The organism is Streptomyces tuirus (assembly GCF_014701095.1).
Taxonomy (GTDB): Bacteria; Actinomycetota; Actinomycetes; order Streptomycetales; family Streptomycetaceae; genus Streptomyces; species Streptomyces tuirus.
In genome coordinates this window covers 6,709,434-6,731,109 of record NZ_AP023439.1, presented here as the reverse complement: position 1 = coordinate 6,731,109, position 21,676 = coordinate 6,709,434, and the positions used below count along the sequence as shown (strand labels likewise).

The 21,676-nt window shown below is 71.5% G+C and carries 18 protein-coding genes; 11 read left to right on the top strand and 7 right to left on the bottom strand.

The window, feature by feature from the left end; all coding sequences use genetic code 11:
* Window positions 1-4: 4 nt before the first annotated feature.
* Together IGS69_RS30590 and IGS69_RS30585 are read right to left on the bottom strand one after the other, a co-directional pair.
* Window positions 5-616, bottom strand: a complete 612-nt coding sequence (locus IGS69_RS30590) for a TMEM175 family protein (RefSeq protein WP_190903699.1) — start codon at window positions 614-616, stop codon at window positions 5-7.
* 63 nt (window positions 617-679) lie between these two features.
* Window positions 680-1,711, bottom strand: a complete 1,032-nt coding sequence (locus tag IGS69_RS30585; RefSeq protein WP_190903698.1) for a LacI family DNA-binding transcriptional regulator — start codon at window positions 1,709-1,711, stop codon at window positions 680-682.
* 108 nt (window positions 1,712-1,819) lie between these two features.
* Between IGS69_RS30585 and IGS69_RS30580 the strand changes: the two genes are divergently transcribed.
* The 3 genes from IGS69_RS30580 (at window position 1,820) to IGS69_RS30570 (ending at window position 4,915) form a co-directional block, all read left to right on the top strand.
* A complete protein-coding gene (locus IGS69_RS30580; protein ID WP_190903697.1) occupies window positions 1,820-2,977 on the top strand; it encodes a phytanoyl-CoA dioxygenase family protein in 1,158 nt (385 codons plus the stop codon).
* A gap of 8 nt (window positions 2,978-2,985) precedes the next feature.
* A complete protein-coding gene (locus IGS69_RS30575) occupies window positions 2,986-3,762 on the top strand; it encodes an SDR family oxidoreductase (RefSeq protein WP_190903696.1) in 777 nt (258 codons plus the stop codon).
* A gap of 148 nt (window positions 3,763-3,910) precedes the next feature.
* Window positions 3,911-4,915, top strand: a complete 1,005-nt coding sequence (locus IGS69_RS30570; RefSeq protein WP_190903695.1) for a Gfo/Idh/MocA family protein — start codon at window positions 3,911-3,913, stop codon at window positions 4,913-4,915.
* Between the two features lie 138 nt (window positions 4,916-5,053).
* On the opposite strand, the gene IGS69_RS30565 is transcribed toward IGS69_RS30570, so the two are convergent.
* The 5 genes from IGS69_RS30565 to IGS69_RS30545 are packed head-to-tail and all read right to left on the bottom strand — an operon-like array spanning window position 5,054 to window position 10,008.
* The gene (locus IGS69_RS30565) at window positions 5,054-6,073 is read right to left on the bottom strand and encodes a Gfo/Idh/MocA family protein (RefSeq protein WP_190903694.1); all 1,020 of its coding nucleotides are present in this window, start codon (window positions 6,071-6,073) and stop codon (window positions 5,054-5,056) included.
* An 18-nt stretch (window positions 6,074-6,091) separates the two neighbouring features.
* On the bottom strand, window positions 6,092-6,994 hold the full coding sequence (locus IGS69_RS30560) for a sugar phosphate isomerase/epimerase family protein (RefSeq protein ID WP_190903693.1): 903 nt from the start codon (window positions 6,992-6,994) through the stop codon (window positions 6,092-6,094).
* Window position 6,995: 1 nt separating this feature from the next.
* Entirely contained in the window at window positions 6,996-7,907 is a 912-nt protein-coding gene (locus tag IGS69_RS30555) for an ATP-binding cassette domain-containing protein (RefSeq protein WP_190903692.1), read from the bottom strand.
* 5 nt (window positions 7,908-7,912) lie between these two features.
* Complete coding sequence (locus tag IGS69_RS30550; RefSeq protein ID WP_031103652.1) at window positions 7,913-8,989, bottom strand: ABC transporter permease; 1,077 nt, start codon at window positions 8,987-8,989, stop codon at window positions 7,913-7,915.
* The gene (locus IGS69_RS30545; RefSeq protein WP_190903691.1) at window positions 8,989-10,008 is read right to left on the bottom strand and encodes a sugar ABC transporter substrate-binding protein; all 1,020 of its coding nucleotides are present in this window, start codon (window positions 10,006-10,008) and stop codon (window positions 8,989-8,991) included. The genes IGS69_RS30550 and IGS69_RS30545 overlap by 1 nt, the downstream gene beginning before the upstream one ends.
* A 323-nt stretch (window positions 10,009-10,331) precedes the next feature.
* Between IGS69_RS30545 and iolC the strand changes: the two genes are divergently transcribed.
* The 8 genes from iolC to IGS69_RS30505 all read left to right on the top strand — a co-directional run bounded on the left by iolC (window position 10,332) and on the right by IGS69_RS30505 (window position 21,647).
* Entirely contained in the window at window positions 10,332-11,309 is a 978-nt protein-coding gene (iolC, locus tag IGS69_RS30540; protein ID WP_190903690.1) for a 5-dehydro-2-deoxygluconokinase, read from the top strand.
* A 13-nt stretch (window positions 11,310-11,322) separates the two neighbouring features.
* Entirely contained in the window at window positions 11,323-12,201 is an 879-nt protein-coding gene (locus IGS69_RS30535) for a Cgl0159 family (beta/alpha)8-fold protein (protein ID WP_190903689.1), read from the top strand.
* A gap of 13 nt (window positions 12,202-12,214) precedes the next feature.
* Complete coding sequence (gene iolB / locus IGS69_RS30530) at window positions 12,215-13,108, top strand: 5-deoxy-glucuronate isomerase (RefSeq protein WP_190903688.1); 894 nt, start codon at window positions 12,215-12,217, stop codon at window positions 13,106-13,108.
* Window positions 13,105-14,976 (top strand): 3D-(3,5/4)-trihydroxycyclohexane-1,2-dione acylhydrolase (decyclizing), encoded by a 1,872-nt coding sequence (iolD, locus tag IGS69_RS30525; protein ID WP_190903687.1) that lies wholly within the window; start codon window positions 13,105-13,107, stop codon window positions 14,974-14,976. Before iolB ends, iolD begins: the two co-directional genes overlap by 4 nt.
* A gap of 40 nt (window positions 14,977-15,016) precedes the next feature.
* Window positions 15,017-16,510: a CoA-acylating methylmalonate-semialdehyde dehydrogenase gene (locus tag IGS69_RS30520; RefSeq protein ID WP_190903686.1), complete on the top strand. Its 1,494-nt coding sequence runs from the start codon at window positions 15,017-15,019 to the stop codon at window positions 16,508-16,510.
* 22 nt (window positions 16,511-16,532) lie between these two features.
* Window positions 16,533-17,318: a GntR family transcriptional regulator gene (locus tag IGS69_RS30515; protein WP_190903685.1), complete on the top strand. Its 786-nt coding sequence runs from the start codon at window positions 16,533-16,535 to the stop codon at window positions 17,316-17,318.
* Window positions 17,319-17,402: 84 nt separating this feature from the next.
* A complete protein-coding gene (galE, locus tag IGS69_RS30510) occupies window positions 17,403-18,503 on the top strand; it encodes a UDP-glucose 4-epimerase GalE (RefSeq protein ID WP_190903684.1) in 1,101 nt (366 codons plus the stop codon).
* A 6-nt stretch (window positions 18,504-18,509) separates the two neighbouring features.
* Window positions 18,510-21,647 carry a putative bifunctional diguanylate cyclase/phosphodiesterase gene (locus IGS69_RS30505; protein WP_190903683.1) on the top strand — a complete coding sequence of 1,046 codons (3,138 nt, stop codon included), beginning with the start codon at window positions 18,510-18,512 and terminating at the stop codon, window positions 21,645-21,647.
* The last annotated feature ends 29 nt before the right edge of the window (window positions 21,648-21,676 follow it).

Below are 21,676 nucleotides of genomic sequence, written 5' to 3'. Positions count from 1 at the left end.
GCCCTCAGGCGGGGCCGGTGAGCCTGCGGCCCAGGTAGACCTTCACGGGCACGAGGGCCAGCCACATCCACATGATCCTGGGGCCGGCGACCATGGCCAGCGGGACGGTCGCGAGGAAGACCACCACGGACGCGGCGCTGTCGAGGAGGTAGAGGGCGGTCGCCGCCTCGGAGGGCGTGCCGTGGCGCAGCCAGGGGCGTTTGGCCAGCAGGGCGGCCAGCCCCAGGTGGCAGGCGCCCAGCGCGGCGACGGCACCCGCGTAGACGGCCACCGACACGGGCTGCGTGCCGTACTCGGCGAGCAGCCGGGTCGGGAAGGGCACGAGGGCCGCGACGCCGAGGCCGACCATCGAGATGCCGATCACCTGGCCGTCGATCTGCCGGACGTCCTGGAAGATCCGCCGGTGGTCACGCCAGAAACTCCCCAGCACAGCGACGCTCAGCGCATACGCCCCGAGGTCCGGGAGCAGCTCGACCAAGGCCCTGCGGTAGGCGGCGGGGTCGAGCTCCCGGGGCACGGAGAGATCCAGGACGAGCAGGGTGATGGCGATGGCGAACACACCGTCGACCAGGGTCACCAACCGCTCGGGGCCGCCGTCCGGGCGCGAGGTCCACATGCGCCCGACGGTAGGGGCCCGCACGCGGCTCCTCCCGGCCCCACGCCCGGCATCACCCGTGGATCACACGGCCGCCTGCGGGGGCATGTTGTACGGCGTCACCACCTGGATCGCCGACGGCAGGGTCGGCCCCGCAGGCGGCAGCGCGTCGTGGGCGCGCATCACGGTGTGACAGGCCTCGCGCACGTCCTGGCGCAGGTCGTGGTGGAGCACGGCGGACAGCCGGTGCTCGCGCAGCAGGCGGGTGTTGTCGTGGTCGAGGTCGTGCGCGACGAACACCGCGCAGTCGCGGCCGAGGTCGTCGAAGGCGCGCAGCGTGGCGATGTTGCCGCCGCCGATCGAGTACACCGCGCGGATGCCGGGGTCGCGTTCCAGAGCGGCCCGGACGAGGTCGTACTGGGTGGCGTCCAGCCCCTGCCCCTCGGCGATCTCGACCAGTGTGCGCTCGGGGTGCCGGGCGCGCATGGCGCTGCGGAAGCCCATCTCGCGCTCCTCCTCGTTGCGGAAGAAGCCGCTGCTGAGGCTGGTGAGGATGTTACCCGGGCGCTCCCCCAGCCACTGGCCCATCAGGTACGCGGCCGTCGCACCCGCGGCCCGGTCGTCTATGCCGACGTAGGCGAGGCGGGCGCTGGCGGGCAGGTCGGTCACCAGGGTCACGACCGGGACCCCGGCGGCTTCGAGCCGGCCGACCGCGGCGGTGACCTCGGGGACGTCCGGGGCCTTGAGGATCACGCCCTGCGAGCCGCGCCTGGCGATCCGGTCCAGTATCCGTACGAGTTCCCCGGCCGGGCCGGTCTCGCGGAAGTGGAAGCGGGAGCGGAGCACCGCCGGACGCAGGGAGGGCAGCTCGGCCTCCAGGGCGGCGCGGATCGCCGTGGTGAACCGCTCGGGTGCCTGCATCACGATGTCGACCATGAACGTGCGGCCGACGAGCCGCACCTGGGTGCGCTGCCGGTCGAGATCGGCGATGGCCTGGCGGACCTCCCGGGCGGTGCTCTCGCGCACTCCTCCCCTGCCGTTCAGCACCCGGTCGACGGTCGCCTCGCTCAGGCCCGCCTGACGGGCGATCTCCCGGATCGGGAACGGGTGGCCCATACGCCGGCTCCTTGAGGGGTTTTTGATGGCTCGCTGCTGGTTGTTCGAGGGGTTTGTACTGACAAGAATGACAGGGCTGCGTCGCTCTGTGACCCCGAAGGGACGACGATGTCCTTCACTTCCGTACACCACCGTGCCTGGCTGTCCGAACAGGACTGCGATCTCGACGCGTTCCGCGCGCTGGTCGAGCAGGCCACCGACCCCGCCGACTATCCGCACGCCCGCGCCGTGGAGCGCAACGTGCTCGTCTACGACTGCGGCCTGCTCGAAGGCGACCGGGTGGTCCAGGCCGAGCTGGTGCGGGCGCTCGCCGACGGGCCCGGCATCGTGGTCTTCCGCGGTGCCTTTCCCGACCCGGACGTCGTGGACCGGGCCACCGCCGTGTTCGAGGCACTGATCGCCGAGCAGCGCGCCTCGGGTGCGGCCGCCGGTGACCACTTCGCCAAGCCCGGCGCGAACGACCGGGTGTGGAACGCGCTGGAGAAGGCGGCCCTCCACGACCCGGAGGCGTTCGCCGACTACTACGCGAACGACATCCTGGCCCTGGTGGCCACCGCCTGGCTCGGCCCCGCCTACCAGGTGACCTCCCAGCTCAACGTGGTCAACCCGGGCGGTGCCGCGCAGACCGTGCACCGCGACTACCACCTGGGCTTCCTGTCGAACGAGGCCGCCGCCGCCTATCCGGCGCAGGTGCACCGCCTCTCCCCCGTGCTGACGCTCCAGGGGGCGGTCGCGCACTGCGACATGCCCGTGGAGTCCGGGCCGACGATGTACCTGCCGCACTCGCAGAAGTACGAGCCGGGCTATCTCGCCTGGCGGCTGCCGGAGTTCCGGGCGTACTTCGACGCGCACCAGGTGCAGCTGCCCCTCGCCAAGGGCGACGCCGTGTTCTTCAACCCGGCCCTCTTCCACGCGGCCGGAACCAACCGCTCGGCGGACATCCGGCGCATGGCCAACCTGCTGCAGGTGTCGTCCGCGTTCGGGCGTGCCATGGAGACGGTGGACCGGGAGGCGGTGGTCAACGCGGTGTACCCGGCCCTTCTCAAGCGGAAGGCCGAGGGTGCCGACCCGGGCTGGCTGGAGCACGTGGTGGCGGCGAGCGCCGAGGGCTACCCCTTCCCCACCAACCTCGACAGCGATCCGCCGGTCGACGGCCTGGCCCCGCCCTCGCAGGCGGATCTGATGCGGCGCGCGTTGCGCGAGGAATGGACGCCGGAGGCGCTCCGAGCGGAGCTGCGGTCCGGCGCCGAACGGCGAGAGAGCTGAGGAACTCGATGGGACTTCTCGACGACAAGGTCGTCCTGGTCAACGGCGGCAGTCAGGGGGTCGGCGCGGCCATCGCGCGGGCCGCGGTCCGCGAGGGGGCGGTCGTGGCCGTCACCGGGCGGCGCCCGGAGCCCGGCGAGGCGCTGGTGGAGGAGCTGACCGCCGCGGGCGGCAAGGCCCTGTACGTCCGGGCCGACCTGTCGGACGCCGAGCAGGCGAAGGACGCCGTGGCCCGGGTCGTCCAGACGTACGGCCGGGTCGACTGCCTCGTGAACTCCGCCGGGCTGACGTCCCGTGGAACGCTGCTGGACACCACGCCCGAGCTGTTCGACCAGCACATCGGGATCAACCTCAAGGGCCCGTTCTTCGCGATGCAGGCGGCGGTCGCGGACATGGTGGGGCGCGAGGCGCCCGGCACGATCGTCAACATCATCACGTCGTCGGCGCACGGCGGGCAGCCGTTCCTCGCGCCCTATGTCGCCGCCAAGGCGGGGCTGATCGGCCTGACCCGCAACGCCGCGCACGCACACCGGTGGGACCGGGTCCGGATCAACGGCCTGAACATCGGCTGGACCGCGACGGAAGGCGAGGACGCCACGCAGAAGGCGTTCCACGGGGCGGGGGACGACTGGCGCGAGGAGGCCGCCGCGAAGCTGCCGATGGGCAAGCTCGGCCAGCCGGACGAGATCGCCGACTTTGTTGTGTTCCTGCTGTCGGAGCGGTCCGGGGTGGTCACCGGGTCGGTCATCGACTGGGACCAGAACGTGTTGGGGGGACTCGACTGAGGATGTGCCGCGCACTGCCGTCGGTTGTGTGCGGCGCCGTTGTGGCTGATCGCGCCCACGCGGCAGAGCCGCACATCGAAAACAGCCCCGCGCCCCCAAAAGCAAGGGCGCAGCCCCACCCCCCGTTTACCTCTAGGAGCACCACCCCATGCGTATCGGAATCCTCGGCCTCGGCCGCATCGGCGCCTTCCACGCCGAGACCCTCTCCGGACTCGACGCCGTCGACTCCCTCGTCCTGACCGACCCGTTCGCGGACGCCGCCAAGGCCGCCGCCGAGCGGTTCGGGGCCGATGTCGTGGACTCGCCGGAGGCCCTGCTGGCCGCCGGTGTCGACGGCATCGTCATCGCGGCCGCCACGGACGCCCACCCGGCGCTGATCCTGGCCGGTGTCGAGGCCGGTGTCCCCGTCTTCTGCGAGAAGCCCGTCGCCAGGACCATGGCCGAGGGTGTGGAGGTGCTCAAGGCCGTCGCCGGCCGGGACGTGCCGATCCAGATCGGCTACAACCGCCGTTTCGACGCCGGGTTCGTCAACGCCCGGGCGGCCGTGCGGAGCGGTGAGCTCGGCACGCTGCACACGGTCCGCTCGACCACGCTGGACCCGGCGCCGCCACCGGCCGCGTACATCGCCGCCTCCGGCGGCATCTTCCGCGACTGCTCGGTGCACGACTTCGACATCATCCGCTGGGTGACCGGCCGCGAGGTGACGGAGGTGTACGCCGTCGGCGGCAACCGGGGCGCCGATTTCATCAAGGAGGCCGGTGACGCCGACACCACCGGCGCGATCCTCACCCTCGACGACGGCACCCTCGCGGTCGTGTCCAACTCCCGTCACAACGCCCGTGGTTACGACGTCCGCATGGAGATCCACGGCTTCCAGGACTCCATCGCCGTCGGCCTGGAGGACAAGCTGCCGCTGCGCTCGGTCGAGCCCGGGGTGACCTTCCCGGCGGGCACGCCGCACGACTTCTTCATGGACCGCTTCACCGACGCCTACCGCGCCGAACTGACCGCGTTCACCGAGGTCGTCGCCGGCACCCGCCCCTCCCCCTGCACGATCGAGGACGCCCTGGAGGCGGGCTGGATCGCCGACGCGTGCACCCTCTCCCTGCACGAGCACCGTCCCGTCACGATCGAGGAGGTACGGCAGGCCTGAGCGAGACGGGCCGGGAACCCCTGCGCATCGGCGTGCTGGGAGCGGCGCGGATCACCGGACGCTCCCTGATGGACCCGGCCCGGACCAGGATCTGACCGGCGCACGGAAAAGGGCCCGGGGCGTGGCCCCGGGCCCTTTTCACGCGTACAGCGCGGGTTTGTCCACGAGTTCGACCTCGACCCGGCCGCCGTCCCGCAGCGCCCGCACCCCCGCCTCGCACACCGCCGCCGCGGCGTAGCCGTCCCAGGTGCTCGGGCCGGTCACCTCGCCACGGCGGGTGGCGTCGATCCAGCTCTGGATCTCGTGGTCGTAGGCCGTCTCGAAGCGTTCGGTCCAGTCCTGGGCGATGGTGCCGCCCCAGCGGCCGGCCATGTTGGTGACCAGGGCGTGGCCGTCGCCGATGCGGGCGGTGCCGTGTTCGCAGACCACCTCGGCCTGGACCTGGTAGCCGAAGCCGCAGTTGACGAAGACCTCGACGTCGCTGAGGGCGCCGCCGTCGGTCTCGAAGACGACGAACTGGGGGTCCTGCAAGGTGTCCGGGGCGCTGGCCGACGGGGTGGGGCGCAGCACCGTGACGGCTGTGATCTCGTGGCCCAGCAGCCAGCGGGTCGCGTCCACCTCGTGGGAGACGGAGTCGGTGATCAGCATCGGGCTGGTGAAGAAGGGCGGGCTGGCGACGTTGCGGTGCCGGTTGTGCAGCATGAGCGGACGGCCGAGCTGACCCGTCGTCAGCAGGGCCTTCAGCTTCGCGTACTCGGGGTCGTAGCGGCGCATGAAGCCGACCTGGACCCGGCGGTGGCCGAGTCGCTGTTCGGCTTCGAGGACGCGCAGCGCGGACGCCGCGTCGGGGGTGAGCGGCTTCTCGCACAGGACGGGCAGATCGTGCTCGAAGGCGGCGAGGAGGGTGGCCTCGTGGGCCGGGCCCGGGGAGGCGATCAGGACGGCGTCCACGTCGGGCGCCGTCATCGCGGCAGCGGGGTCGGTGTGGGCGGTGCAGCCGTCGACACGGGCGGCGACGGCCTTCGCGCGCTCCGCGTCGACGTCCACGACGGCCGCCACCCGTGCTCCGCTGGTGACTTCGTGGATGCGGCGCACATGGTCGGCGCCCATCCTTCCGGTACCGATGACCGCGACTCCCAGAGGGGCACGCTCCGTCATGGCCGTCCTTTCGGGTCGTCAGGCGCCGCAGGACCTGAGGAACTTGCGGGTGCGCACCGCGATCGGCAGCGGCTTGTCCGGCTCACAGGGGTACATGTCCTGCTCGACGATGGCGAACAGGTCCACGCCCAGCTTCTGGGCGGCCGTGAGGACCGGTCCCAGCTCGGGGACTCCTGCCGGCGGTTCGCACATCACACCGCGCGCGACGGCCGGGCCGAACGGCACCTCGTTCTTGACGACGTCCGCCAGGATCTCCGGGTCGACCTGCTTGAGGTGGAGGTAGCCGATGCGCTCGCCGTACGTCTCGATCAGCTTGACGCTGTCACCGCCGCAGTAGGCGTAGTGCCCGGTGTCCAGGCAGAGGTTGACCGCGCCGGAGTCGGTCGAGTCGAGGAACCGCTCGACGTGCTCCTCGGTGTCGATGTGGGTGTCGGCGTGCGGGTGGACGACGATGTCCAGGCCGTACCTGTCCTTCACCTCGCGGCCGAGGCGCTCCATGCCCGTGGTGAGGTTGCGCCACTGCTCGGTGGTGAGCTCCGGCGCCTCCAGGATCTCCGCGGTCTTGTCGTCGCGCCAGAAGGACGGGATGACGACGAGGTGCCCCGCGTCCATGGCCTGGGTGAGCGCGGCCACGTTGCTGACCTGCTCCCAGGTGGAGTCCCACTCGGAGGGGCCGCGGTGCAGTCCGCAGAAGATGGTGCCGGCGGAGACCTTCAGGTTCCGCTTGGTCACCTCGTCCGTGAGCCGGGCCGGGTCGGTCGGCAGGTAGCCGTAGGGACCGAGTTCGATCCAGGAGTAGCCGGCCTCGGCGACCTCGTCGAGGAAGCGTTCCCAGGGCACCTGCTGGGGGTCGTCGGGGAACCAGACGCCCCAGGAGTCGGGGGCGGAGCCGACCCGGATGCGGTCGAGCGCGAGGGCCATGTCAGGACTTTCCTTCCGAGGACGTGGCTACGGGAGCGGTGAGGTCCCCCTCTTCGGGGAGCCCTTCGACGTCGACGCCGCGGACCTGCGCCAACTCGTGCTTGAGCGAGGCCAGTTCGGTGCCGCCGGCCATGTGGTTGGTCAGCTCTTCGAGGCTGACCTCGCTGCGGGAGGAGGACAGTTCCATGGTGCCGAGGCGCAGCACGCTGAAGTGGTCGCCGACCATGTAGGCGTGGTGCGGGTTGTGGGTGATGAAGATGACGCCGAGGCCCTTCTCGCGGGCGGCGGCGATGTACTTCAGCACCACACCGGACTGCTTGACGCCGAGGGCGGCGGTCGGCTCGTCCAGGATGAGGACGCGGGCGCCGAAGTAGACGGCGCGGGCGATGGCGACGCACTGGCGCTGGCCGCCGGAGAGCGTGCCGATGGGCTGCTCCAGGTCGTCCAGGACGATGCCCATGTTGCGCAGTTCCTCGTCCGCGGTCCTCTTCATCGTCTCGATGTCGAGACGGCGCAGGGGCCAGGGGCCCTTGGTCATCTCGGAGCCGAGGAAGAAGTTGCGCCACACCGGCATGAGCGGGACGACCGCGAGGTCCTGGTAGACCGTGGCGATGCCCTTGTCGAGGGCCTCGCGCGGGGTGGAGAAGCGCACCGGTTCGCCGTCGACGAGGAACTCGCCCTCGGTGTGCTGGTGCAGTCCCGAGATGATCTTGATGAGGGTGGACTTGCCGGCGCCGTTGTCGCCGAGGACGCAGGTCACCCTGCCGGGGTGGACTTCGAGGCTCACGCCGTGCAGGGCGCGGATGTTGCCGTAGGACTTGCCCGCGTCGCGCAGTTCCACCAGGGGACGCTCGTCGGCGGGCGGGGTGTCCTTCAGGACGGCACCGTGGGTGCCCGTTTCTTCGCTGGTCATCGCGGTCACCTCCGGGTCGCCGTGCGCTGGACCCACAGATTGATGAGAACGGCGCCGAGGAGCATCACGCCGAGGAAGGCCTTGAACCAGTCGGGGTTCCAGCCGGCGTAGACGATGCCCTGCTGCACCATGCCGAACATGAAGGCGCCGAAGACGGGGCCGATCGCGGAGCCGTAGCCACCGGTGAGCAGACAGCCGCCGATGACGGCCGCGGCGATGTAGATGAGCTCCTGGCCCACGCCCTCGCCGGACTGCACGGTGTTGAAGGAGAACAGCTGGTGCATGCCGACGAACCAGGCGCCGAAGCCGACCAGCATGAACAGGGAGATCTTGGTGAAGGTCACCGGGACACCGACGGCGCGCGCCGAGTCCTTGTTGCCGCCGACGGCGAAGATCCAGTTGCCGTACTTGGTGCGCAGCAGCACCCAGGTCGCCAGGGCCGCGAAGACCAGCCACCACACCACGGTGATCTTGACGTTGACCCCGCCCACGGTGAAGGTCGAGGCGAAGATCTTCTGCGCCTGTGTGAAGCCGTCCATGTCGCTGATGTCGTCGGTGGCCACGTTGCCCGTGACCAGCTTCGTGATCGCGAGGTTCACGCCCTGGAGGATCAGGAAGGTGCCCAGGGTGACCAGGAAGCTCGGCAGCCCGGTCTTCACCAGCAGCCAGCCGTTGAACGCGCCGATCGCCAGCGACACGAGCAGGGCGACGATCACGCCGACCCAGACGTTCATGGTCAGCTGGTAGCTGAGCATCGACGCGGTCAGCGCCGAGGTGATCACGGCGACACCGGCGGACAGGTCGAACTCGCCGCCGATCATCAGCAGGGCCACGGGCAGCGCCATGATCCCGATGGTCGACGACTGGTACAGGATGTTCGCCATCGAGCTGCCGTCGCGCACCGGCGGTGCCGCGAACAGGAAGAACACGAGCACCGCGACGGCGCCGAGGAAGACACCGACCTCGGGCCGGGCGAGCAGCCGCAGCGCCAGCGGGCGCTGCCGCGTCCGGCCGTCGGACTGCTTGCGGCCGGGGGCCGGCGGTGTGTCCACCGCCGGCTCGGCGTGCTGGGTCATGCTCATCACCGGGTGCCCTTCGCGGCGAACTCCCCGACCTTGTCGACGTTGGACTTGTCGACGAAGGCCGGACCGGTCAGCACGGGCTGCTCACCGCCACCGCTGTAGTTGCCGTTGTTCTTGTAGAGCCACAGGCCGTCGACTGCCAGGTAACCCTGGAGGTAGGGCTGCTGGTCCACCGCGAACTGGATGTCGCCGCTCTTGACGGCCTTGATGAGGTCCTTGTTGAGGTCGAAGGTGGCGACCTTCGCCTTGCTGCCGGCGTCGCCGATCGACTGCACGGCGGTCAGCGCGAAGGGCGCGCCGAGCGCGACGACGTAGTCGATGGACGGGTCCTGCTTCAGCTTGGCGGTGATCGTCGACTTCACGGACGGCATGTCGGTGCCGTTGACGTTCTGGGTGTCGAGCTTGCCGTCGAAGGTCTTCTCCACGCCGTCGCAGCGCTGGGTGAGGCCCACGTTGCCCTGCTCCTGCACGACGCAGAGCGCGTGCTTGGCGCCGACCTCGTTGAGCTTCTTGCCGAAGGCCTCGCCCGCGACGGACTCGTCCTGGCCGAAGAACTCCAGAAGGTTGAGGTTCTTCCAGTCGCTCAGGCCGGAGTTCAGGCCGACGACGGGTATGCCGGACTTCTCGGCCTTGCCGATGACGCCCTTGAGCGCGTCCGGCTTGGCGAGGGTGACGGCGATGCCGTCGACCTTCTGGTCGATCGCGTTCTGGACCAGGTTGGCCTGGTTGCCCGCGTTCGGGTCGGCGGAGTAGACGAGCTTGATGTTGTCCTTGGCGGCCGCGGCCTCGGCGCCCTTGCGGACGGTGTCCCAGAAGGTGTCGCCGGGCGCCTGGTGCGTGACCAGGGCGACGGTCATGCGCGGCGTGGTGGCCTTGCCGGCCGAGGCGTCCGCCGCGCCTTCCTCGGACTTCTTGCCTCCGGAACTGCTGGAGCAGCCGGCGAGGGTCAGGGCCGCTGCCGCGGCCACGGCGACGACGGGCGCGAACCTGCGGGAGCGGGGGTGAGAAGAGCGGTCCATCTTTCCTGGCACCTCACTGTGCTACTGCGGGGGAAAGGGAGGGATCACGAAGGGATCCGTGGTCCCGGAGCCTTACGGAGTCCGGATCATGATGCCGCAAACCGACTGTTGCGATGGCACGGGATACAAGTCCCTGCCGCGCCCGCTGTCAATACTTTGTTAAGACATCATTTCACAAGCAGGTCCGAATGTAAGTACAAACTATTGACACCGCCGCCCTCCGAGACCTACACCTGGGAGGCGGCAGGTCCCGTGGATCCACGCCCCCACCGTGGCAGGGGGCCACAGGGCCCGCATCCCCCAGCTTCCCGAGGAGGTCGCGCATGGCCGAGCCAGCCCAGTATTTCGATGTGATCACGATGGGCCGTATCGGGGTCGACCTCTACCCCCTGCAGACCGGTGTCCCCCTGGAGGCAGTGGAGACGTTCGGGAAATTCCTGGGAGGTTCGGCGGCCAACGTGGCGGTCGCCGCGGCCCGCCTGGGACGCCGTACGGCGGTGATCACACGCACCGGCGACGACCCCTTCGGCACGTACCTGCACCAGGCGCTGAAGGGCTTCGGCGTCGACGACCGCTGGGTCACCCCCGTCGGCGCGTACCCGACGCCGGTCACGTTCTGCGAGATCTTCCCGCCGGACGACTTCCCGCTGTACTTCTACCGCCGCCCCAAGGCGCCGGACCTGGAGATCCACACCGACGAGCTGGACTTCTTCGCCATCCGCGGGGCCAGGATCTTCTGGATCACCGGCACCGGCCTGAGCGAGGAGCCGAGCCGCTCCGCCACGCTCGCCGCCCTCAAGGCCCGCGACAAGTCCGGCACCACCGTCTTCGACCTCGACTGGCGCCCGATGTTCTGGCGCGACCCCGAGGAGGCCCGCCCGTACTACCGCGAGGCCCTGCGGCACGCCACGGTCGCGGTCGGCAACCTCGACGAGTGCGAGATCGCCACCGGCGTGCGGGAACCGCAGGCCTGCGCGGACGCGCTGCTGGAGGCAGGCGTGGAGCTGGCCGTCGTCAAGCAGGGCCCCAAGGGCGTCCTGGCCGTGCACCGCGACGGCACCCGGGTAGAGGTCCCGCCCGTCCTGGTCGAGGTGGTCAACGGCCTGGGCGCGGGTGACGCCTTCGGCGGCTCGCTCTGCCACGGTCTGCTCGCCGGCTGGGACCTGGAGCGGACCATGCGCCACGCCAACACCGCCGGCGCCCTCGTCGCCTCGCGCCTCGCCTGCTCCTCCGCGATGCCCACCGAGTCCGAGGTCGCCGACCTCCTCACCGGGGTGCCGTCGCCGAGCACGAGCCACTGAAACGGAGCCTTCCTTGAACATCGGCATCCCCGACCTCACCGCGGTCAGAGCCCGCAGCCCCGAGGCGGTCGCGGAAGCGGCCGCCCGCCGGGTGCGCCGCCCGCTGATCGGCGACAGCGGCCGGCTGATGATCGTGGCCGCCGACCACCCGGCGCGCGGCGCCCTCGGGGTCGGTGACCGGCGCCTGGCCATGGCCAACCGCGCGGACCTGCTGGAGCGGCTGTGCACCGCGCTGTCGCGGCCCGGCGTCGACGGGGTGCTCGCCACCGCCGACATCCTGGAGGACCTCCTGCTCCTCGGCGTCCTCGACGACAAGGTCGTCATGGGCTCCATGAACCGCGGCGGTCTGGCCGGGGCGTCCTTCGAGATGGACGACCGCTTCACCGGCCACCGCGCCGAGGACATCGACCGGCTCCGCTTCGACGCGGGCAAGCTCCTGGTCCGCATCGACTACGACGACCCGGGCTCGCTGGCCACGCTGGAGTCCACCGCGCGGGCGATCGACGCCATGGCGGAGCGGCGACTGCCCCTGTTCGTCGAGCCGTTCATCTCCCGGCGGGTCGACGGCAGGGTCCGCAACGACCTGTCCGCCGAGGCCGTCACCCGGTCCGTCGCCATAGCCTCCGGGCTCGGCGGCACCTCGGCGTACACATGGCTGAAGCTGCCCGTCACCGACGACCCTGACGACATGGCCGAGGTCCTGGAGACCTCCACCCTGCCGGTCGTGCTGCTCGGCGGCGAGGTGGGCGAGGACCAGGAGGGCGCCTACGAACGCTGGCGCAAGGCCCTGCGACTGCCCACCGTCCAGGGCATGGTCGTCGGACGGTCGCTGCTCTACCCGGCCGGGGGCAGCGTGGAAGAGGCCGTGGACACGGCCGTCGGTCTGCTGTGATCCGGAGGATGCAATGACGTACCACCTTCCCGCCGGCAAGGCCCTCGGCGGCCCCTACGCCGTCGATGTCACGCCCGAGAAGGCCGGCTGGGGCCACTCCAGTCTGCGGGTCCTGGAGCTGCCGCCCGGTGGCGCGCACTCCTTCGACACCGGTGACAGCGAGTGGATCGTCGTCCCGCTGAGCGGCGGCTGCACGGTCGCAGCGGCGGACGACTTCGGCCAGGAGACATTCGAACTCCAGGGCCGCGCCGACGTGTTCAGCGGCGTCAGCGACTTCGCGTACGTGCCGCGCGACGCCCGCGCGACCGTGACGTCGGCCGGCGGCGGCCGGTTCGCGCTGACCGGCGCGCGCTGCACCCGCCGGCTGCCCGCGCGCTACGGCCCCGCGTCCGAGGTGCCCGTGGAGCTGCGCGGCACCGGGAACTGCTCCCGGCAGGTCAACAACTTCGGCGCGGCCGGGGTATTCGAGTGCGACAAGCTCATCGCGGTCGAGGTGATCACCCCCGGCGGCAACTGGTCGTCGTTCCCGCCGCACAAGCACGACGAGCACCGGCCCGGCGAGGAGTCCGTGCTGGAGGAGATCTACTACTTCGAGTTCGCCGGCCACGACGGGATCCCCGGCCTCGGCTACCAGCGCGTCTCCCCGTCAGGACCGGGCCGGGACACCGACGTGCTGGCGGAGGTGCGCGACGGCGACGTCGTCCTCATCCCGGACGGCTGGCACGGACCCTCGATGGCCACGCCCGGCCACCACATGTACTACCTCAACGTCATGGCGGGCCCGGAGGCCGAGCGCGCCTGGCTGATCTGCGACCACCCCGACCACGCCTGGGTCCGCGACACCTGGCCGGACCAGCCGGTCGACCCCCGCCTCCCCCTCTACACCGCCCCGGAGACCTCCGTATGAGCGCCCCCACCCGCAGACTGACGACCGCCCAGGCGCTGGTCCGGTTCCTGTCCGCCCAGTACACCGAGCGCGACGGCGTGCGCCGCAGGCTGATCGCCGGGACCTGGGGCATCTTCGGCCATGGCAACGTCGCCGGGGTCGGCCAGGCGCTGGTCGAGTACGCCGATGTGATGCCCTACCACCAGGGCCGCAACGAGCAGTCCATGGTGCACGCGGCCGTCGGCTACGCCCGCCAGCTCAACCGCCTGTCCGCGCAGGCGGTGACAACCTCGATCGGCCCGGGCGCCACCAACCTGGTCACCGGCGCCGCCCTGGCGACGATCAACCGGCTGCCGGTGCTGCTCCTGCCCGGCGACTACTTCGCCTCGCACGCCCCCGACCCGCTGCTCCAGCAGCTGGAGCACCCGGTCGAGGCCGACGTGTCGGTCAACGACACCCTGCGCCCGGTGTCGAGGTACTTCGACCGGATCACCCGCCCGGAGGCGCTGATCCCCTCGGCGCTCCAGGCGATGCGGGTGCTGGCCGACCCGGCGGAGACCGGCGCCGTCACCCTCGCCCTGCCCCAGGACGTGCAGGCGGAGGCGTACGACTGGCCGGAGGAGTTCTTCGCCGAGCGGGTCTGGTACGTACGGCGTCCCGCGCCGGACCCGGTCGAGCTGAACGCCGCCGTGGAGGCGATCCGGTCGGCGCGGCGGCCGCTGATCGTGGCCGGCGGCGGCGTGCACCACAGCGAGGCCGAGCAGGCGCTGAAGGCGTTCGTGGAGGCCACCGGCGTCCCGGTCGCCTCCACCCAGGCCGGCAAGGGCTCGCTCCGCCACGACCACCCCGCCGACCTCGGCGGCATCGGGCACACTGGCACCGCGGTCAGTGACGACCTCGCCCGCACCGCCGACCTGGTGATCGGCGTCGGCACCCGCTACACCGACTTCACCACCGCCTCCGGCACGCTCTTCCGGAACCCGGACGTGCGGTTCCTCAACCTCAACATCACCGCCTTCGACGCCCACAAGCTGGCCGCGCGGACGCTGGTGTGCGACGCCCGGTCGGGCCTGGAGAAGCTGGCCGGGGGACTGGCCGGGTACCGCGTGCCGGAGGCCTACGAGGCCGAGTACCGCGCCGGCAAGGAGCGCTGGGACGAGGTCGTCGAGGCCGCCTACCGGGCCGGCGACGACAGCGCGGTCCCGACGCAGACGCAGGTGCTCGGCGCGCTGGACGCGGCCGTCGGCGACGACGACGTGGTGATCAACGCGGCCGGTTCGCTCCCCGGCGACCTGCACAAGCTCTGGCGCTCCCGCAGCCCGCGCCAGTACCACCTGGAGTACGGCTACTCCTGCATGGGCTACGAGATCCCGGCCGCCATCGGCGTCCAGCAGGCCGCCCCGGGCACGCCGGTGTGGGCGCTGGTCGGCGACGGCACCTATCTCATGATGCCGACGGAGATCGTGACTGCCGTCCAGGAGGGCCTGCCCCTGAACATGGTCCTGATCCAGAACCACGGCTACGCCTCCATCGGCGGCCTGTCGGAGGAGACCGGCGGCGAGCGGTTCGGCACCGCCTACCGCTTCCGGGCCGCCGACGGCACCTTCACCGGCGCCCCGCTGCCCGTCGACCTCGCCGCCAACGCGGCCAGCCTCGGCATGGACGTGCTGCGCGCCAAGACGGTGGGCGAACTGCGCGAGGCGCTGGCCGCGGCCCGCGCCTCCGACCGCCCGACGTGCGTGTACGTCGAGACCGACCCGGCCCCGACCGCTCCCCCGGCCGAGGCCTGGTGGGACGTGCCGGTGGCGGAGACCGCCTCCCGCGAGGCGGCCGTCGAGGCCCGCGAGCGCTACGACCGCCAGGTCGCGGACCGCCGCCGCCACCTCTGAACCCCCTGAACCGAAGCTCCGTGAAAGGCCCTTGCGCACCATGAAGACCATCACCCACTGGATCGACGGCAAGCCCGTCGAGGGCACCTCCGGCCGGTTCGGCCCCGTCTACAACCCGGCGACCGGCGCCCAGGAGAAGCAGGTCGCGTTCGCCTCCGCCGACGAGGTCGACGCCGCGGTCGCCTCCGCCAGGGCCGCCTTCGACAGCTGGGGCGAGTCCTCCCTGGCCAAGCGCACGGCGATCCTGTTCAAGTACCGCGAGCTGCTCGACGCCCACCGCGACGAGATCGCCGAGCTGATCACCGCCGAGCACGGCAAGGTGCACTCCGACGCGCTCGGCGAGGTCGCGCGCGGCATGGAGATCGTGGAGCTGGCGTGCGGGATCTCCGTCCAGCTCAAGGGCGAGCTGTCCACCCAGGTCTCCAACCGGGTCGACGTCGCCTCGATCCGCCAGCCGCTGGGCGTGGTCGCCGGCATCACGCCGTTCAACTTCCCGGCGATGGTGCCGATGTGGATGTTCCCGCTGGCGATCGCCTGCGGCAACACCTTCGTGCTGAAGCCGTCGGAGAAGGACCCGTCGGCCTCCTTCCGGCTGGCCGAGCTGGCCACCGAGGCGGGGCTGCCGGAGGGCGTCCTGAACATCGTGCAGGGCGACAAGACGGCCGTGGACCGTCTCCTGGAGCACCCGGACATCGAGGCGGTGTCCTTCGTCGGCTCGACGCCGATCGCCAAGTACATCCAGCGAGCGGCCGTCGAGCACGGCAAGCGGGTGCAGGCCCTCGGCGGCGCCAAGAACCACATGCTGGTGCTGCCCGACGCCGATCTGGAACTCGCCGCCGACCAGGCGATCAACGCCGCGTACGGCTCGGCGGGCGAGCGCTGCATGGCCGTGTCGGTGGTCGTGGCCGTCGGGGACATCGGTGACGAACTGGTCGGCAAGATCGCCGAGCGGGCGAAGAACCTGAGGATCGGCCCCGGCGACGACCCGGCCTCGGAGATGGGCCCCCTGATCACACGCGAGCACCGCGACAAGGTGGCGTCGTACGTGGCGTCGGCTGCCGAGCAGGGCGCGGAGGTCGTGGTCGACGGCACGGGCTTCTCGGTGGAGGGCCACGAGGACGGCTTCTTCCTCGGTGTCTCCCTGCTGGACCGGGTGCCGCTGACGGCGGACGCGTACCGGGACGAGATCTTCGGCCCGGTGCTGGCGGTCGTCCGAGCGGAGACCTACGAGGAGGCCATCCGGCTGATCAACTCCTCGCGCTGGGGCAACGGCACCGCCATCTTCACCCGGGACGGCGGCGCGGCCCGCCGCTTCCAGCTGGAGGTCAAGGCCGGCATGGTCGGCGTCAACGTCCCGATCCCGGTCCCGGTCGGCTACCACTCCTTCGGCGGCTGGAAGGACTCCCTCTTCGGCGACCTGCACATCTACGGCAACGACGGCATCGCCTTCTACACGCAGGGCAAGGTCATCACCACCCGCTGGCCGGACCCGTCCGACGGCGGCATCAACCTCGGTTTCCCGAGCAACTCCTGACACTCGTAAAGGGGGTTGGCCCATGGGGAAGACAGGTGGCCGGGCCCGGGCCACGGCCGTCGCCGCGCTCGGCTCGCTGTACTTCGACCTGGACCGGGGCAGTCCCGTGCCGCTCTACCACCAGCTCGCGCAGCAGCTGGAGGCGGCGATCGAGCACGGGGTGCTCGCCCCGGGGAACCTCCTGGGCAACGAGGTCGGCCTGTCCGTGCGCCTCGGCCTGTCCCGCCCCACCGTCCGCCAGGCCATCCAGTCCCTCGTCGACAAGGGGCTGCTGGTCCGGCGGCGCGGGGTGGGCACGCAGGTGGTGCACAGCCAGGTCAGGCGCCCGCTGGAACTGAGCAGCCTCTACGACGACCTGGAGACGGCGGGGCAGGCGCCGGCCACGGAAGTCGTGCGCAACGAGGTCGTCCCGGCCTCCTGCGAGGTGGCCGCCGCCCTCGGCGTGCCGGAGGGCGACGAGGTGAGGCTCCTGGACCGGCTGCGCCGCACCCACGGCCGGCCGGTGGCCCTGCTCCGCAACCACCTGCCGGTGTCCCTGCCGGCCCTGGACGGCGCCCGCCTGGAGTCGACCGGCCTGTACCGCATGATGCGCTCGGCGGGCATCACCCTGCACAGCGCCCGCCAGACGATCGGCGCCCGCGCGGCCACCGCGCGGGAGGCGGCCCGCCTGGACGAGCCGGAGGGGGCGGCGCTGCTGACGATGCAGCGGACGGCGTACGACGACACCGGGCGCCCGGTCGAGTACGGAACGCACATCTACCGGGCGTCGCTCTACACGTTCGACTTCCAGTTGCTCGTCCGGCCTTGACCGGACTCGGGGGTCGGGTGCAGAGTCGTACATATACACCGTAAACATACGGTTCTCGACCCCACCCGACGCGGGAGTCCAGGCATGGCCCGCAGGAACCAGTCGCCGACCGCTCGAGGAGCCGGATCCTCATGGGCTCCCTCGACCGTCCTTGTCACCGGCGGGGCCGGTTTCATCGGCAGTCACACCTGCGTGGAACTGCTGGACCACGGCTACGAGGTGATCGTGGTCGACGACTACTCCAACAGCACACCCCAGGTGTTCGCCCGGGTGGAACGGATCGCCGGCCGCTTCGTCGGCGCCGTGTACGAGCTGGACATCCGTGATCGGCACGCCCTCTCGGCCGTCTTCGACCGACACTCCGTGGACGCCGTTGTGCACTTCGCCGCGCACAAGGCGGGGGGCCTGTCGACACGGATGCCCGTCGCGTACTACGACACCAACGTCGGCGGGACCACCGCCCTGCTGCGGACCATGCAGGAACACGAGGTGCACCGGCTGGTCTACCCCTCCTCCTGCTGGGTCTACGGCGACGCCGGCAGCGGGCCGCTCGACGAGGCCACGCCCATCCGGCCGGGGACGCCCTACGCGTCCTCGAAGTGGATCTGCGAGCAGATCCTCGCGGACGTGTGCCGCCGCCACCCCGAGTTCACCGTGCTGTGCCTGCGCTACCCCGTTCCGGCCGGGGCCCACCCGAGCGGGCTCCTCGGCGAGGACCCGCGCCACACGCCCCAGAACCTGCTGCCGTACCTGGCGCAGGTGGCGGTGGGCCGGCGCGAGAAGCTCCCCGTCCACGGCGACGACTACCCGACCCGCGACGGCACCGGGATCCGTGACTACCTGCACGTCATGGACGCCGTCGAGGCACACCGCGTCGCACTGGACCACCTGGCCGACGCGCCGGGCATGAAGGTGTACAACCTGGGCGCGGGCGCGGGCAGTTCGGTCCTCGACGTCATCGACACGTTCTCCCGGGCCTGCGGCAAGCCCATACCGTACGACGTGGGGCCCCGCCGCCGCGGGGACGTCGCCGAGCTGGTCGCCGACGCGACGGCCGTGGAGCGCGCCTGGGGCTGGCGCCCCACCAGGGGTCTCGCCGACGTGTGCCGGGACGCCTGGCGTTTTCAGCGGCTCAATCCGCAGGGGTACGTGGAGACCGCGCGGCGGCCCGGGGCGAAGGAGTAGGCCGCCATGCGTCCCCCGCCGACCGGCCGAGGCGTACCGGGCCGGCGACCGGCGGCCTTTCACGTCTCGCTGGTGGCGCTCCTCACCGTGACTTACGTGGCCGTCCCGGTCCTTCGTACGCCGTCGTGGGCCCTCATCGGGCTGGCGGGGGTCGCGGCCGTCCTGGCCGGAACCCGCATCCACCGCCCCCCTCGTGCCCGGCCGTGGCTGCTGCTCGCCGCCGGGCTGCTGGTCTTCACCGCGGGCGGCACCTTCTCCCTGGCCCAGGAGGCGTACTTCTCCGGGCCGGCCCCGTTCCCGTCCCCGGCGGACGCCTTGTACCTCGCTGTCTACCCGCTGCTCGCGCTGGGCCTGTCGGGTCTGCTGCGCTACCGCTGGACGGGCCGTGACCTGCCGGGACTGCTCGACGCCTTGGTCATCACCGGCGGGCTCGTGCTGCCGGTGTGGGTCTACCTGGTGCAACCGCTCGCCCGGCAGGAGGGGCTGACCTGGCAGCAGCGGGCGATCAGCGTCGCCTGCCCGCTCGGGGACGTCCTGGTGCTGGCCCTGCTGGTCCGGCTGCTCGCGCGCTGCCCCTCCCCCGGCAGGAACCGGGCCGCCCAGCTGCTCGTCCTGGGCTCGCTCACCCTGCTCGGCTTCGACATCGCCCACAGCGTCCTCCGGCTCGACGGCACCTGGCAGACGGGCACACTCCTCGCCTCCGGCGGCATCGTGTTCTGCACCGCCTGGGGTCTGGCCGCGCTGCATCCCTCGATGGCCCGGCTCGTCGCCCCGGACCCGCCGCCCCAGTCCCTGGTGCCGCCCCGGCGCCGACTGGTGCCGCTCGCCGTCGCGACGCTGATTCCGCCCGCGATCCTCGTCCACGAGGAGAGCCTGGGCCTGGCCTTCGACGCGACCGTACTGGCCGCGTTCTCGGGGGCGCTGTTCCTGCTGGTGATCCTCCGGCTCACCCAGATGGTCGTCGCGCACCGCCGGGCCATGACCAGGGAACTGGCGCTGCGCGCCGCGGCCGCGTCCCTGGTGGGCGCGTTCTGGCCGGCGGAGATAGAGCGTGCCTGCGACGAGGCGGTGACCGAACTGTTCGGACCCCAGGGCCGTCACGCGACTCTGGTGCTGCCGGCCGAGGAGGCACAGGACCTGTACGCGCGCCTGGCGCGCTGCCCGGGCTGGGCCGGCGGCACGGGGGACGGACCCGCCGAAGTGGCCGGTCGCCGCACCGTCCTGGTTCCGGTCGCTGCGCTCGGGCCCGAACTCGCCGCCCAGCTCGGCGACCTGCCGACCGCGCTGCTCTGCCCCATGGTCCAGCCCGCCCGCCCGGCCGGGGGCGAGCTGCCGGGCGCGCTGCTGGCGGCCGGTTCCGAGCGTCAGCTCACGGAGATGCGCGGCTCCCTGGAGTTGCTCGCCTCGCACGCGGGGCTGGCCACGGAACGCATCGCGCTGCGGCGGGAGGTCATCCGGCAGGAGAGCGAGGCGTACTTCCGGACTCTGGTGCACAACGCCTCGGACGTCATCCTCATCGTCGACGACGACACCAGCGTCCGCTACGCCAGCCCGTCCGCCCGGACCGTGTTCGGCGGCGCCGACCTCACTGGGACTCCGCTGCCCCGGCTGGTCGATGCCCGCGACCGGGACCGGGTCGCCAGCACGCTGGACACCCTGCGCGGCGACGGGCGGCAGGAGGCGCACGACCACTGGCGGGTCAGCCGCGGGAGCGCCCGCATCGAGGTGGAGGTGCGCTGCCGCGACCTGCGGCAGGACCCGACGGTGGGCGGTCTGGTCGTCACGCTGCGGGACGTCACCGAGCAGCGGCAGCTGGAGCACGAGCTCACCCAGCGAGCCTTCCACGACGCCCTGACCGGCCTGCCCAACCGCGCCCTGCTGCTGGAGCGGACCGAGCGTGCGCTGCGCAGGGGCCACCGGGAGTCCACGACCACCTGTCTGCTCTTCATCGACCTGGACGACTTCAAGATCGTCAACGACACGCTCGGCCACCCGGTCGGCGACCGGCTGCTGTGCGCGGTCGCCGAGCGCCTGTCCGGGACCCTGCGGCGCACCGACACCGCAGCCCGGCTCGGCGGAGACGAGTTCGCCGTACTGGTGGAGGACGCGGAGCAGCCGATCGACGCCGAGGTGCTCGCCGCGCACGTGGTCCGCACCCTCAGCCGGCCCTTCCACCTCGCCGTGGAGTCGGTGAGCGTGTCGGCCAGCGTGGGGGTGGCCACGGCCCGGGACAGCACCGACGCCGGGGAACTGCTGGCCCTCGCCGACCTGGCCCTCTACGCGGCCAAGGCGTCCGGCAAGCGCACCTGGCGCCGCTTCAGGCCCCAGCAGCGGATCCGGGTGGTGGAACGCCATGACCTGCGCGTACGGCTGGACCAGGTCGTCGACAAGGAGGAGTTCGGCCTGCTCTACCAGCCGGTGGTGGGTATCGACAGCGGCGACATCGTGGGCTTCGAGGCGCTGGCCCGCTGGCCGGACCTCGGGACCGATCCGGTTCCGCCGGGCCAGTTCATCCCGCTCGCCGAGGAGACCGGCCACATCTCGACACTGGGAGCGTGGGTGCTGCGCAAGGCCACGGCCGACATGGCCCGGCTCCAGCGCCGCACGCCCTGGCGCGCTCCGCCCTGTCTCAGCGTCAACGTGTCGGCCCGCCAGTGGCGGGACACGGGCTTCCTCGACGAGGTGTGCACCGCTCTGGACACGACGGGCCTCGCCGCGGGCACGCTGCAACTGGAACTCACCGAGTCGGTGCTCATGCAGCGGACCCAGCGGATCGACGCTCAGATCCAGGCCCTCAAGGACCGGGGGGTGCGCATCGCGGTCGACGACTTCGGCACCGGATACTCCTCGCTGCGCTACCTGCGGGACTTCCCCATCGACGTGCTGAAGATCGACAAGTCGTTCGTGGACGGCCTCCCGGAGGACCCCCAGCAGGTCGCGCTGGTCGAGGGCATTGTGCATCTGGCCGACACGCTCGGCCTCCAGGTGATCGCCGAGGGCATCGAGCAGCAGCCGCAGCGGGAACTGCTGGCGCTCATCGGATGCCGGTACGGCCAGGGCTTCCTGTTCGCGCGTCCGCTCACGGTGGAGCAGGGCGAGGCCATGCTGCGAGAGCACGACGGCGTCCGCCCGAGGGCTGATTGAGAGAACGGCCGCGGGGGTGAGAGCGAGTG

Excerpts from the sequence above, each read along its gene's own strand:
- IGS69_RS30590 (WP_190903699.1), bottom strand. The coding sequence starts at position 616 with ATGTGGACCTCGCGCCCGGACGGCGGCCCCGAGCGGTTGGTGACCCTG.
- IGS69_RS30585 (WP_190903698.1), bottom strand. The coding sequence starts at position 1,711 with ATGGGCCACCCGTTCCCGATCCGGGAGATCGCCCGTCAGGCGGGCCTG.
- IGS69_RS30580 (WP_190903697.1), top strand. The coding sequence starts at position 1,820 with ATGTCCTTCACTTCCGTACACCACCGTGCCTGGCTGTCCGAACAGGAC.
- IGS69_RS30575 (WP_190903696.1), top strand. The coding sequence starts at position 2,986 with ATGGGACTTCTCGACGACAAGGTCGTCCTGGTCAACGGCGGCAGTCAG.
- IGS69_RS30570 (WP_190903695.1), top strand. The coding sequence starts at position 3,911 with ATGCGTATCGGAATCCTCGGCCTCGGCCGCATCGGCGCCTTCCACGCC.
- IGS69_RS30565 (WP_190903694.1), bottom strand. The coding sequence starts at position 6,073 with ATGACGGAGCGTGCCCCTCTGGGAGTCGCGGTCATCGGTACCGGAAGG.
- IGS69_RS30560 (WP_190903693.1), bottom strand. The coding sequence starts at position 6,994 with ATGGCCCTCGCGCTCGACCGCATCCGGGTCGGCTCCGCCCCCGACTCC.
- IGS69_RS30555 (WP_190903692.1), bottom strand. The coding sequence starts at position 7,907 with ATGACCAGCGAAGAAACGGGCACCCACGGTGCCGTCCTGAAGGACACC.
- IGS69_RS30550 (WP_031103652.1), bottom strand. The coding sequence starts at position 8,989 with ATGAGCATGACCCAGCACGCCGAGCCGGCGGTGGACACACCGCCGGCC.
- IGS69_RS30545 (WP_190903691.1), bottom strand. The coding sequence starts at position 10,008 with ATGGACCGCTCTTCTCACCCCCGCTCCCGCAGGTTCGCGCCCGTCGTC.
- iolC (WP_190903690.1), top strand. The coding sequence starts at position 10,332 with ATGGCCGAGCCAGCCCAGTATTTCGATGTGATCACGATGGGCCGTATC.
- iolB (WP_190903688.1), top strand. The coding sequence starts at position 12,215 with ATGACGTACCACCTTCCCGCCGGCAAGGCCCTCGGCGGCCCCTACGCC.
- iolD (WP_190903687.1), top strand. The coding sequence starts at position 13,105 with ATGAGCGCCCCCACCCGCAGACTGACGACCGCCCAGGCGCTGGTCCGG.
- IGS69_RS30520 (WP_190903686.1), top strand. The coding sequence starts at position 15,017 with ATGAAGACCATCACCCACTGGATCGACGGCAAGCCCGTCGAGGGCACC.
- IGS69_RS30515 (WP_190903685.1), top strand. The coding sequence starts at position 16,533 with ATGGGGAAGACAGGTGGCCGGGCCCGGGCCACGGCCGTCGCCGCGCTC.
- galE (WP_190903684.1), top strand. The coding sequence starts at position 17,403 with ATGGCCCGCAGGAACCAGTCGCCGACCGCTCGAGGAGCCGGATCCTCA.
- IGS69_RS30505 (WP_190903683.1), top strand. The coding sequence starts at position 18,510 with ATGCGTCCCCCGCCGACCGGCCGAGGCGTACCGGGCCGGCGACCGGCG.